The sequence below is a fragment of the Virgibacillus sp. NKC19-16 genome, from assembly GCF_021560035.1.
GTDB lineage: Bacteria > Bacillota > Bacilli > Bacillales > Amphibacillaceae > Virgibacillus_L > Virgibacillus_L salidurans.
On record NZ_CP074373.1, the window covers coordinates 2,851,225 to 2,864,218 of the forward strand.

The 12,994-nt window shown below is 40.6% G+C and carries 11 protein-coding genes; 3 read left to right on the forward strand and 8 right to left on the reverse strand.

Annotation, left to right across the window (positions count from 1 at the left end; genetic code table 11):
- Positions 1-5: 5 nt before the first annotated feature.
- The 4 genes from KFZ58_RS14565 to KFZ58_RS14580 form a co-directional block, all read right to left on the reverse strand.
- On the reverse strand, positions 6-1,310 hold the full coding sequence (locus tag KFZ58_RS14565) for a PTS sugar transporter subunit IIC (RefSeq protein ID WP_235792022.1): 1,305 nt from the start codon (positions 1,308-1,310) through the stop codon (positions 6-8).
- A 50-nt stretch (positions 1,311-1,360) separates the two neighbouring features.
- Positions 1,361-1,678, reverse strand: coding sequence for a PTS sugar transporter subunit IIB (locus KFZ58_RS14570; protein WP_235792023.1), 318 nt, complete (start codon positions 1,676-1,678; stop codon positions 1,361-1,363).
- Positions 1,679-1,689: 11 nt separating this feature from the next.
- Positions 1,690-1,923 (reverse strand): hypothetical protein, encoded by a 234-nt coding sequence (locus KFZ58_RS14575; RefSeq protein ID WP_235792024.1) that lies wholly within the window; start codon positions 1,921-1,923, stop codon positions 1,690-1,692.
- 214 nt (positions 1,924-2,137) lie between these two features.
- Entirely contained in the window at positions 2,138-4,789 is a 2,652-nt protein-coding gene (locus KFZ58_RS14580) for a sigma 54-interacting transcriptional regulator (RefSeq protein WP_235792025.1), read from the reverse strand.
- A gap of 469 nt (positions 4,790-5,258) precedes the next feature.
- On the opposite strand from KFZ58_RS14580, the gene KFZ58_RS14585 reads away from it, so the two are divergent.
- Complete coding sequence (locus KFZ58_RS14585) at positions 5,259-6,824, forward strand: glutathione ABC transporter substrate-binding protein (protein ID WP_235792026.1); 1,566 nt, start codon at positions 5,259-5,261, stop codon at positions 6,822-6,824.
- Between the two features lie 96 nt (positions 6,825-6,920).
- On the opposite strand, the gene KFZ58_RS14590 is transcribed toward KFZ58_RS14585, so the two are convergent.
- From KFZ58_RS14590 to KFZ58_RS14600, 3 genes are all read right to left on the reverse strand, one after another.
- The gene (locus KFZ58_RS14590) at positions 6,921-8,516 is read right to left on the reverse strand and encodes a long-chain-fatty-acid--CoA ligase (protein ID WP_235794753.1); all 1,596 of its coding nucleotides are present in this window, start codon (positions 8,514-8,516) and stop codon (positions 6,921-6,923) included.
- Positions 8,517-8,713: 197 nt separating this feature from the next.
- Positions 8,714-9,172, reverse strand: a complete 459-nt coding sequence (locus tag KFZ58_RS14595) for a toxin-antitoxin system HicB family antitoxin (protein WP_235792027.1) — start codon at positions 9,170-9,172, stop codon at positions 8,714-8,716.
- Positions 9,165-9,416 carry a type II toxin-antitoxin system HicA family toxin gene (locus tag KFZ58_RS14600; RefSeq protein WP_235792028.1) on the reverse strand — a complete coding sequence of 84 codons (252 nt, stop codon included), beginning with the start codon at positions 9,414-9,416 and terminating at the stop codon, positions 9,165-9,167. Before KFZ58_RS14600 ends, KFZ58_RS14595 begins: the two co-directional genes overlap by 8 nt.
- Before the next feature lie 181 nt (positions 9,417-9,597).
- Here KFZ58_RS14600 and KFZ58_RS14605 point away from each other — a divergent pair, with 181 nt between their 5' ends.
- Entirely contained in the window at positions 9,598-10,053 is a 456-nt protein-coding gene (locus KFZ58_RS14605; RefSeq protein WP_235792029.1) for an SRPBCC family protein, read from the forward strand.
- 85 nt (positions 10,054-10,138) lie between these two features.
- Positions 10,139-11,509, forward strand: a complete 1,371-nt coding sequence (locus KFZ58_RS14610) for a tetratricopeptide repeat protein (protein WP_235792030.1) — start codon at positions 10,139-10,141, stop codon at positions 11,507-11,509.
- Between the two features lie 352 nt (positions 11,510-11,861).
- Here the strand turns inward: KFZ58_RS14610 and KFZ58_RS14615 are convergent, their stop codons facing one another.
- Positions 11,862-12,908, reverse strand: a complete 1,047-nt coding sequence (locus KFZ58_RS14615; RefSeq protein ID WP_235792031.1) for an AbrB family transcriptional regulator — start codon at positions 12,906-12,908, stop codon at positions 11,862-11,864.
- Positions 12,909-12,994 lie beyond the last annotated feature (86 nt).

The window sequence follows — 12,994 nt, forward strand, 5'->3', positions numbered from 1 at the left end:
CTTCATCATGATGTCTTTTCTTCGGCAGCAGCTTTATTTTCTTCTTCGACAAGCTGTCTATCGTACTTCTTAAAGAATGGGTAATAAATTGCTGCTGCGATTGCTACGTTTACAAGCTGTACGATTCCTGCCAGCCATGATCCCCCGGTTGCGATAAATCCACCAAAGAAAACCGGGACAGTAAATGGTGGCTGCACAATAACAGGCGGCAAAATACCGGTCGCAAATAAAATATAGTTAATGGTCACAATAACAACAGGCCCAAGTACAAATGGAATGATTAAAAGCGGATTTAATACAATCGGCACACCAAAAATTAGCGGCTCATTGATATTAAATAATGATGGGATAATTACAGTTTTTCCGACTTGTTTCAGCTGCGTCGAGGCAGCGAAGAGCAGGAACACAGCTAGTCCCAATGTTGCACCAGATCCACCAAGATGGGTAAACATATGGAAGAATGGCTCTGTAACGATACCGCCCGCTTCTTCCCCCCGGCTTACCGCTTCGGCATTCTCCGCTAAATTGGTCATCCAGAACGGATAGACAACCGAAGATACAACATTCATTCCGTGAATTCCGATTGCCCAAAGTACAAGCATGAGCAAAATCATACCAAGTGCTGCCCAATATGAGTTCGATGCAGCAACTAATGGACTAAATAGGTCCAATACTGCCTGTGGAATCGTTATGCCAAAATTAGCCCATACGATCCAAGACACGATCCATACAAGTGGCAGAATGATCATAAATGGAATGACGGCTCGAAAGGTTCGCATCACATACGGTGGTACTCCAGCAGGCATCTCAAATGTAACACCTTTTTTTATCAGAAAATTCATTGCTTCTGTTGTGAGAATCCCTAAAATAATAGCAACAAACAGCCCCTGGCCTCCCAGATATTGCAAGATTTCCCCAAATGGCACCTGTTCAATATCTGTTACTGGAAATGCAGTCATAAAGAATGCAAGCATAGAAAGAATACCTGCCATCACTGCATCCATGTCTTTTCGTATCGCCAGACTATACCCGACACCGAACGAAACGGTCAAGGCCATGACCCCAAATGTCAGATTATATGGGAACAAAAGCTGAGGCTGTATGGGTTCTACTGCATTTGCCCATGCGTCAATGATCCCCCAGTTCAGTGATGTCGGCGGGTTTGCAATAATCAGGAAGATGGCTCCCGTAATAATTACAGGTAACGCAAAAATGACGAATGCATCCCGGATTGCCTGCAGGTACGTATTTTGCGCAATCTTACCTAATGGTTCCATTAAATGATCTTCAAGCCATTGTTCGAGTTTCATCGTTACCCCTCCTTGCCTTATCCCCTTAACAAAGGAGGATAAGGTAGTCTTTATTTCATCATTTTTATTGCTTGATCTAATACTTTATCCCCGTCCATCAGTGCAAATGCACGCTGATCAACGAGTTCCACAGGTATATTGTGCGCTTCTGCAACTTTTGTTACTTCTTTTTTCAGGTGGCGTACTTGCGGTTCCAGTAAGGCAACATCGTATTTATCAGCATCTTTTTTAAATTCCCCGGTTCCTCCTGCGTGAGCTTCTACATCCATACCTCTTTTTTCTGCGGCTTGTTGTACTTTCTGCGCCAATTGGCTGGAAGTTGCACCCCAACTGCACAGAATAACCAATTTAAATTTATCGTTTGCCATATTACCACTCCTTAATTATTTTTTACTTTCTTTTGAATTATTTCTTTTGCCATGGTATCAACTTTCTTGTAATGACCCATCAGCCAGCTTGAAAACCAGCTTGCGACAAAAATAACAATAGAAAAAGCGATACCAAAACCGAGAATAACTCCGGATGAAGGTTTATCGGTGATGAATGCATAGATACCATTTCCGATCCAAATCAATGAAAACACAGATGCATATATGAAAAGGAATTTTTTCATCCTATCCCTCCTTTAATTGCTTCCATAGTAGCTTCCAAAATCGCAGCATTCATTACGATTTCTCCCTTCTCCTATACTATGCAAAAACTATGCCAACATTGGTGTTCGTTTAATAAAACACGTATAAAAGCCGCTATGTCAATACAATGATTTTTTCCTTCTTTAAGAAATCAACACATAAAAAAATGTGTGCAAGGCTGTTTGCACACATTTTTTAGCGTGATAATTTTACAAGTTCGCGTCTTATTTCTGTGGGAATCTTCGTATTGAATGTTTCCTCTAAGTCTTGGAAGAAAGGATCCCAAATCTCCTGTTCCTGGTCAGATAGAACCGTTTGGCTGTCGAGCGGAAAAGAGGAAATAAGCTTATCGTGATCATTTTTCATTTTATTAGAAATGAGCCTGTCAATCATTCCGCCAATATGCATCCACATTCCGAGTTCACGATCATTGGCCCAATTATAATAATCACGTATTGGAGGGATCCTTTTATCCAGAAGGTCTGCTATCATTTTAGGATTTCCAAAGGTAACGATTTCCTGCAATCCCCTTACTATTAATGGATGGATCTCATCTGTGGAAATCTCACTGCTTACGTCAGTCAAAGAATAGGGTTTTCTAGTGATTTCCAGCAGTTTATGCATCCTGGAAATTCCCTCTTCCTGGAGTAGCTCCCAGGCTGGAATATACGGAATTCCGTCAATCGAAACAGGAACGGTGCCGATAATAGCAATCACCTCATAATATTCCTTTAGCTCCATGAGCACAGAAGTATCCTTTGATGTAGGGTCAATTCTCACAGTCCTGACTAATACATCTTCATCCATCGCAGAAAGCTGGTTGGCAATCCATGATTCCAGAAGCTGTGCAGCACCCTCACCGGTAAAACAAACGGTTGCTATTAGCCTTCGTTTTTGAAGACTTGTCGTTTCTGCCTCTTTTTTCACAAACTTCAGCATCGCTTGCTTTGTCTCTTCATAAATCCCATCAAGTGTCTGATCCGAAACAAGCGACTGTCTGCCAGCCTCCATCACCATGGATAAGTTTACACTTGATAATGTTTGAATCGGAATATTAAGTTCATGCCTGATCGCATCTCCCATAGTGATCAATGATCCGATATCAACCAGTAGCAAAACACCTTTTTCATTTTTCCAGCCATTAATCGTCTGTATTACCCGCTCATACGTTTCCTCTGCAGAAATATTCAGCGGCATATCAACTGCATGAATAACCTCGTTACCCAGTAAATAATTGGCCACTTCAGCCATGGAAGACGCTGTGGATTTTCCATGTGTCACAAGCAGAACCCCTATATTACTTTCTGAAGTCTCCGCATCCCTATGCTGATTCTCAGGTGTAATAAAATGGGCAATTAATTCAATTTCTTCCTGTGGCAGATCCATTCCGATTTGCTGATGTAAGTGATGTGCAATACGGTTTGCGGCCTGTCGATAGGATGCATTAGGGTGAATCATTACAGGGATAGACTCTTTTTTAACGTCTTCACGCAAATGATTCCGGTAATTTTGCAGATGTAAACCAATCACATAGAGCTGACTGTCTTGAATGGAAAAGGAAAGGATGTCCTGCAACTCACGCTTTGCAGACGCGAGCGCTTGAAATAGGTCATCATCAATTAATTGCTGCCAGCTGTGCTGATGGATTGGTGGATGTTTATATTTTTGCATTAAATCAGTGATATAATCTTTCACCACGTTTTGTAGATCTTTCTTACTGTTTTGACGAGCCCCATCCTTGCTTGTGTCATCCAGGCGTTGGTATATATTTGGAAAATCGCTCTGTTTTACATTTTCTGCATGATTGACTTCAATCTGCTGTGGGGGATTTCCATTTTCCCGACGATTAGCCATATCACCAGGAAAATCCTCCAATTTAATGACAACCTCATCTTGCCTGCGGTTCAAATACCGGTAATAGGCTCGCGCACAGGCAATTTGAATATCACTCTTCAGCTGACCAATATTCCCAGGACATTCGTACGTGAGGAATACCCTGCGACAATCCTGAGCAATGGACAAACGGGCGTTCATTTTTGAAGCTTCTTCCCGGAGAAAGTAATCAAGTAGCTCTTCCCGTTCAGAAGCCGTTCGTTCACGTAATGGTGGAATATTTAATTTTATCGAAAACCTGCGCATCAGTGTCGGAAGCAGAACATCTTCTGGACTCTCTGTCGTAGCACCAATGAAAGCAACATCGGCCTTATTCTCCTGGGTTGCTTCTCCGAGGCGATGATACACACCATTGTCGATCAGATAAAATAGCATTTCCTGCCCAGATGGAGGAAGCCGGTGAATTTCATCCAAAAAGAGAATGCCGCCATTCGCCTTTTCCACTAATCCCACCTTATTTTCCGTCGCACCAGTGAAAGCCCCTTCTTTGATTCCAAAAATCTGTCCGACCAGGAGTTCCGGGTTTTGCGCATAATCTGCACAGTTAAACGCGACAAAAGGAATATCACCTGGTCCGTCTGATTTCTCAATTGCCAATTGGGAAAGTTTTTCAGCCATATAAGATTTTCCCGTACCGGTTTCCCCTGTCAATAGGATTGGGAGTGGTTTGGATGGATATAAAAAAGCTGCCATTCCTGTTTCCAATATGGGATGAAGACTTTCATCCGATCCGATCAAATCCGGTTCTGCAGTATCTTTATTTGTTGGTGTTTTCACCGAATACCGCACAGGTTTACCAGGTATTTTTACCACCTTATCCACCTTTACCAAATCGTTCAAATAACGACTCGCAGTCGAACGATCGATTTCCAGCTGTTCGCCCACCTCATCTGCAGTTACGCTATCCTCGCTCATTTCACCAAGTTGCTTATATATATCCATAATTCGACTCATACGATCCGAACCTCATTCTTAAGAAATAATTACTCATGCTTTACGGTTATTATAACATAGGGGAAGCATGGGGACGGTTTGCGTGCTTTCTCTTTTTAATTGCTCGTATGTGGATTTATGTGATTCCGGCATCAACCGATGTAGATAATGTGAAATAATTGTACCCACTGGATTGGATAGCATAAAAACGTACGAATGGCAGGAAATATGTGACTCAGTTTTAGTTAAATTCTAAGACATAGGCACCTGTATTAAGAGCCCTCCACAAAACAAACATTATGATAATGTTACTTCCTAACTATTTTAGTAAATAAAGCCTATATAATTATCACCCAACATTTTGACAATAAAATATGAAAAACTATTGACATTATGTATCTAATTAAATATACTATCTAATTAATAAATACAAATTTAAAAAAATTACGAAACAAACGTAATTAAACAACCAGAAGGGAAGATAATCACAGTGAGAAAAGCATTTTTTCAAGTAATTTTATTCGCAAGTCTGATTGTTATTTTAGGAGCATGTGCCAGTGAGCCAGATTCAGAGAGTGCATCAGGAGGATCTGATGGAAGTAGTGGCGGGGGATCGCTTGTCGTTGCGGTTGGCGCGGATGCTCAGCAGCTGGATCCACACCTTGGAACGGATATTCCTTCTGCCAATATCTATCATAATAAAATCTATGAAACGCTTATAAAACAGGATGAAAATATGGAATTTCAGCCAGGCCTTGCTACTGAGTGGGAACGGGTGGATGACGAAACATGGGAATTCACATTAAGAGAAGGCGTGCAGTTTCATGATGGTGAATATTTCAACGCAGAGGCTGTTAAGGCAAATCTGGAACGGGTGACTGATGAAGAAATTGCTTCACCAAGAGCTGATCTATTCAACATGATTAGTGAAATAGAAGTTATTGATGACTATACCATTCGACTGGTAACAGAATATCCATTTTCTCCTCTGCTATCAAATCTAGCACATTATGCTGGTGGTATAATTAGTCCAAAAGCGATTGAAGAAGACAATAATGGAGAAAGTTCATTACAGGAAAACCCGGTTGGGACAGGCCCTTTTACATTTGGAGGCTGGGAGCCGGGAGCAGAGATTTCTATTGTAAGAAATGAAGATTATTGGGGTGACCCGGCGACTGTGAATGATGTGACATTTACAGTGATCCCTGAAGGACAAACCCGAATCGCTATGGTCGAAACCGGAGATGCACATATTGCGGAACCAATTAACACAAGTGACGTTCCTCGAGTTGAAAATTCAGAAGATATGGAGTTACATGAAAGTGAAGGATTAGGTGTCGACTATATTGGTGTAAATATGAATAAAGAACCTTTCGATGATAAACTTGTAAGGCAAGCAATTAATTATGCACTCGATACGGAAACTATGATTGAACACGTCTATAATGGTGTTGGCGTTTATGCTGACGGTCCAATCGGTCCATCCGTCATCGGCCATTCGCCTGAATTAGAGGGCTACGGGTATGACCCGGAGAGGGCAAAGGAACTGCTAGAGGAAGCAGGATACTCAGATGGCTTTGAAACAACTATTTGGACAAATGATGATCAGGCTAGAGTAGACGTGGCTGAAGTGGCGCAAGCACAGTTAGCAGAGGTTGGAATTGATGTTTCCGTCGAAATACTGGAATGGGGCGCTTACTTAGAACAGACGTCCAGCGGGGAGCATGATATGTTTGTTCTCGGTTGGTCAAACATGACAGGTGACGGGGATTATAACCAATATTATATGTTCCATTCGGATTCGATGGGGCCACAAGGGAATCGCGTTTTCTATGATAATCCGGAAGTAGACAAGTTGATCGACCAGGCAAGACAAGAAAATGACCCTGATGTCCGTAATGAAATCTATAGCGAGCTACAGCAAATTGAAAAAGAAGATGCACCATACACGTATCTAAGACATACACAAGATGTCGCAGCAGTGCAAAAAGGTGTAGAGGGATTCTGGATACATCCTTCAGGCATTTTGATGTTAAATGATGTGGTGATTGAGTAAAGCGGAATATCTTATAACACAAACTAGATGGCCTGTAGTTAATTAACTACAGGCCATCTTTTGTCGATTTTAATTTTTATAAGTGTAAAAGCTCCCTTACCCATTCACCTTCTTCGATCCTTCCCAATACATCTCCCGCAAACGGAATTTCTGCAGCTTACCTGTAGCTGTTTTCGGTAAAGCATCCACAAATTCAACAGATTTTGGTGCTTTAAAATGTGCCATCTCATCCCGGCAATATGCAATAATCCCTTCTTCCGTAATGTTTGCCTCAGGATACAACACGATAATCGCTTTGGGCACCTCTCCCCATTTTTCATCGGGAATAGCAATAACAGCTGTCTCCATCACGTCCGGATGTTTATATAACACGCCTTCCACTTCAGTAGAGGACACATTTTCGCCGCCGGAAATAATCAAATCTTTAGCACGATCCCGTATTTCAATATAGCCATCCGGATAGGTAACCGCTAAATCACCGGTATGAAACCACCCGTCCTTGATTGCTTCTGCTGTTTTTTCTGGATCCTTATAATATCCTTCCATCACAACATTACCGCGAGTTATGATTTCTCCTAATTCCTCCCCATTCCAGGCGACTTCTTTTCCATCTTGATGGACGACCTTTGTTTCCCCGTTAAAAGCGAGTTCTATCCCCTGTCTTGCCTTGATCGTTGCCTGTTCGTCCGCTGATTTAGCGTCAAATTCCTTTTTCCATTCATTATAAAGAATAAATGGCGATGTTTCCGTTAGACCGTAAACATGAATCATATTTAGGCCTAGAGTTTCCTGCGCTTTTTGAATAAGCGCTGCCGCTGGTGGTGCGCCTGCAGTCGCCATACGTGGTTTTGTCCTGATATTCACATCACTCGCTTTTGGATCATTTATAAGCATGTTAATGACAGTCGGTGCTCCGCATAATAATGTAATATTTTTATTTTCAAATAGGTCAAGAATTAATGGTGGATCGACTTTGCGCAAACAGACATGGGTTCCGCCAGCCGCTGTAATCGCCCATACACCTCCCCAGCCATTCGCATGAAACATCGGCAATGTATGTAAATAAACATCATCATGACCCACACCGAGATGGTACATGAAATTTGCCGCATTAAGATAATTACTGCGATGGGTGAGCATTACCCCTTTTGGTTTGGAAGTTGTCCCACTAGTATAATTCAATGTTAGGAGCTGATTTTCATCGATTTCAACCTCAGGCGGTGTCGCGTTCTCGGGAATATTTTGCAAAAACGCCTCATAATCCAATCCTTTTAAGTCCGTTTCCTGTCCTTCCACATCTACGATAATAATCTCATCCAGGTTAAGTTTATCTTCTATTTCCTTAATCGGCCCGCTAAACTCCTCGTCAACAATTAACATTTTCGCATCACTGTGCTTGATAATGTACTCCATATCTGTTGCTGTTATCCGATAATTCAAAGGGACCATAACAGCACCAAGCTGACTTATTCCATAAAAACTCTCCAGCATATAATGCGTGTTTGGCAGCATGACCGCAACATGATCACCTTCCTTGATACCTGCCGCGTGCAGAGCAATCGAAAGCTTATCTGTACGCTCACCAAATTCCTTATATGAAAACTGCTTCTTTCCATCGATAACAGCCGTCTTTTGCGGATAGTATTTCACTGCCCTGCGCTTCCAATCGAGTGGGGTTAAGTTGGCAAAGATAGAAAACAACTCCTTTTTAATTTGGTTTTTAATGTTCAGTTATTTGTATGACATCGCTTACAACTTAAATAGTAAAGTAAACGGTTGTATCTTGCAAGAATTATTCTAAATCTTAGTGAAAAAAGTGGGATGTTTGCGCGTTTTGCTCTTTTTGGATAGTAAGGAAGCAAGACAACCGTCCCCGTGCTTCCCATAAACTACTTTTCATCAGGTCGTTTATCATCTTTAACCCTATAATAGGAATGGGACCTTTCTTTAACTAATTCAGGAAAGTAGTTGCTTCCTGCAGTTTCTTGTAAACCCGCATTTACAAAACCATTGACTAAATTATTAACGCTCACCCCTTCCCTTTCAGAGGTTTCAACTAATTTTTTATGCACCGTTTTACCCACCCTTAAGGTAAATTTTCCACTATATTCATTTGTATATATTTTTGGTTCTGGAATTGGTAAGCTATTTTCTATACAAAATTCCAACCAGTCAACTTTAGCATCTTCAAGATTTTTTAACGCATCTGTTTGCGTAACTCCATCAGACATACACCCTTCTAACTCTGGTAGAGAAGCTAGCCAGCCGCCACCATCTTCTTCTGTAATAGGCTGGAGATCAATATTATAGTCCAGTGATAGATAATAATTTAAATCCTTCTTAGTCATAATTATCCTCCTCACGAATTTCTTCAATTAATTTTATGATTTCTTTGACATATACTGTCTTCACTTTGCCTCCATGCACCGAAATAGTTAAAGGCCTATTTCTTATCTTATGAAAAACGATTTTATGGCTTCTACCCTCTTTCACTTGACAGCCATAATACTTAATTAGGGTTTCTAATTCACGCCAATCTGTATTGTCAGGACTTCTTATAATTTTTTCAAACTTTTTTTCTATCCTTGACATAAACAATTCTCCTTATTCTATGTGGGGAGCACCGTATATGATACCATCATTACATAAATGATATCATCCCTTTCCTAATTGTCAATAATCTCATTAAAAAACAATAGACCGTTTTCATTGAGTCCACTCGCTTTACCCACTATAATATAACAAATAGACTTTCTACTTAAGGAGGCTAATCATGCCAAGCGGAACGCATACGATAGAATTAAATGTCCCTATCGAAAATATCTGGAACTTTGTTCGTGACATGAACAAATGGGCGCCGTTAGTACCCGGCTATATTGATCATAAAATTTTAAACGATAGACAATCGACATGGAAATTCAAAGCAGATCTCGGAGTCGTGCATAGAAAAGTAAGTCTGAAAATAGATATTACAAAATGGCAGAAACCAACAACAGTTACCTTTGACCTCACAGGGTTGAACGAAAAATTTTCGGGAAATGGCTATTTTGAAGCAGAAGCAATAGATGCTACAAAAACAAAAATGACAGGCAATCTTGATATCACCGCAAAAGGTATGAAAGGATCAGTGATAAATCCGGCATTGAAATCATACGTTCCAAAAATTGCGCAAGAGTTGACGGAAGCCATTGCGAGTGAAATTGTCGAACGTAAAACGATCGCGGAGTAGGAATAATTTCAATTACATGTAGTTGAAATTATTTCTGCTGCATCACCAAATTATGGTATGATAAAAGAAACGAGGGGGAATAAAAATGACACAATTCCAAGCTCACCAAAAGAAAAAGAATCTAACACTAACTCCGCAGCAACTGGCAATTTATAAACAAAGCAAGGTGCTCGAAGCGACAGACGAAGCGGGGGATTATTTCTACCTGTTTTTTTATAAAAATGATTTCCTAACAGGGATACACGCAGATGATATTGACACCGACACGCATGTTCATCGTGCATTTACGGAAGGACTTCACTTCGAAGGATCGCATCCATTAACCAAGCAATTAATCCGCGCCTATAGGAACATCCACTTTCTTCCTATTGAAAAACTCTATAAAAAAATCCAAGATACCTCCTATTCCCAGTTAGAAACTGCACTGATCAAAACGTACTTCGATGCCTTCTCGTCTACCGATTCCATTCATAAAGTACTCAAAGATACCTTTAACCACTACCAACGAAATGGCCAATCACTCGCGTCCTATCAATTATTAAATATTTACTTAAACTATGATAATACCAATACCTTTGCACGCGATATGATTAGTGGCGCGCAATTCAAAAACCAATCAAAAATGTATCAAGATTTGGAAAAGCTGTCAGAAAAAGATCCTATTCAATTGGAATCCCTATGTTTTGATAACTTATACCATACAGAGCATGTAATGATGCTTCTTCAATTATATAAGGAACAAAATCGCTGGACAGATGAACTCGCATTAAGAATCACCTTACTCAAATCCCACTTTACACCTGAAAATTTCACAGCAATCCGAGTAATGATTGAGCCGCTACCCACCGACGAGCAGATGACGTTATTACAGGAATTGAATCAATCCAACAACAATCCTGTCTTGCACGAAGCATTAATCACTAAACTGCTCGCATCCGGCAAACCAAATGACATCCTTGAATTCATGATGACAACGAAGGTTCAGCCAGACGAAGAACAATTAACAGGAATAATAACCCACATCGAACAAGCTGGTCTCACAGATCTGACTTCATTTTTTAAAAACGGCAATTACCGATTGTTGGAACTTAGTAAAAACCCACAAACAATAGAACGACTGGCTACCCCATTCATTTCATCCTTTCTGCAAGACCATACTATAGGCGAAATCCTCGATTGGTTTCAACCATTCCGTGACGCAAATTTCCACCTCCCAGTCGAACAAAAGCTATTGAAAATGCAAACATTAGTTGACGACCCTGACCGTCAATTCAATTTAGGAGAATTATATCTATACTTTCGCCAATTGGAAAAAGCACTCGATTGCTTTAAATGGGAAGTGGAACTAGATCCCCAAGCACACAGCTCCGTAAAATATGTTGCAAAAATTTATCAGGAGCTGGGGTATCCGGACGAAGCTGCTGCTTATCAGCAGTTGCTGCAGATGCAGAAATAGGATTCATAGTCTTACTTCTACAATTACTATCGAATAAACCCCAGAGTTTGGTGGCATTTTAAGCGCAAAAATAATTTGCCATAAAACGCCCCATTTCTGGAGCTTTTTTCGATTGTACTTTGTAGAATCGTATCTATATCATAAAAAGCCGTTCACCTTCATATATATCATGAAAATGAACAGCTTTCGTAAATGATTTTTGTTCTCAAATAATTCCATGCCTTTTCAACATGTTTTATTGAAAATATTTCAACAGAAAACCCTCAAAATTGACCAACCTAGCTATGTCCAACTTCTCACGTTGTCTTTCTATTATTTTTACCAAATAATGAGTCTTCTATATACAGTCATATTATGTTCGTCTCTTCCCAAACCACCACCCGATTAATGGTGGCACACCAATGACTATCACCAAAATTCGAGTCAGCTGCAGTGCACTGACAATTGCAGGATCTCCGCCGACATTATAAGCCGTTAAGACCATTTCGAATAACCCGCCAGGAGCAATACTTAAAATCGCAGTAGCATAATTCAGTGTTGTAAAATTAGCTAGTATAATACCCAGCCCAAAAGCAATAAGTATGAGAACAATAGATAGACCAAAGTAGACAAAACAATATTTCCCGCCCAATTTCAAATCCCGGAACAAAATATTTTTCCCGAGACCAGCACCAATCATTACTTGACCGGCGTTCATCAAAAACGGCGGAACAGCCGCCAATTCGATCGGGCTGACGTTCATTACCGCGGTAACACCAAGTGCACCGATGATAATTCCAGCCGGGATCTTATTGCGTACGAGCAGCGCAACTAGCACAGGGATAATAAACCATAAATAGCTCCAACCCCCGGCAGTCGCGCCTGCTACTGTTTGATTCGCAGCAGCTTGTGCCTCTTCAGAAAAAAGATACGTCATTGCTGTTGGAATCGTAAAAAGTACGGTCATTAGTCGGATCGTTTGGAAAATAACGACGAAAGCGGATTTTGCATGTAGTGCTTCGCTGGCTATCGTCATCTCTGTCAAACCACCAGGAATACTTGCGAAAATACTTGTGATTTTATCCACAGTAATCCATTTTGTCACAATGACTCCCAGCATAATACTTGCCAGAATTAAGACACAGGTTAATAGAATATAAGGAAGAAAATACGGCCAAATCGTCTGGAATGTTTCTGCTGTAAAATATAACCCAAAATAGATTCCGATAATAATTAATCCGGCATTTTTAATCGAATCCGGCAACGAGGCTTCTCTTTTTGTAAATCCTTGCCAGAGCATGACAAATGTCAGGGCGCCCAATAACCATGGAAGCGGGAGGCTCAGGATGTTGAAAAGGTAGCCGCCAAGTGTAGCTATGCTGATCGTTTCGATTAAACGTTGGATTTGTGTGTTTTTCATGAAGGAAACTCCTTTATCTATACACTGCTATCATACAGGAAATAGGCGATTTTTGGAATGATTGTTATTGATTTACATCTGCGTCA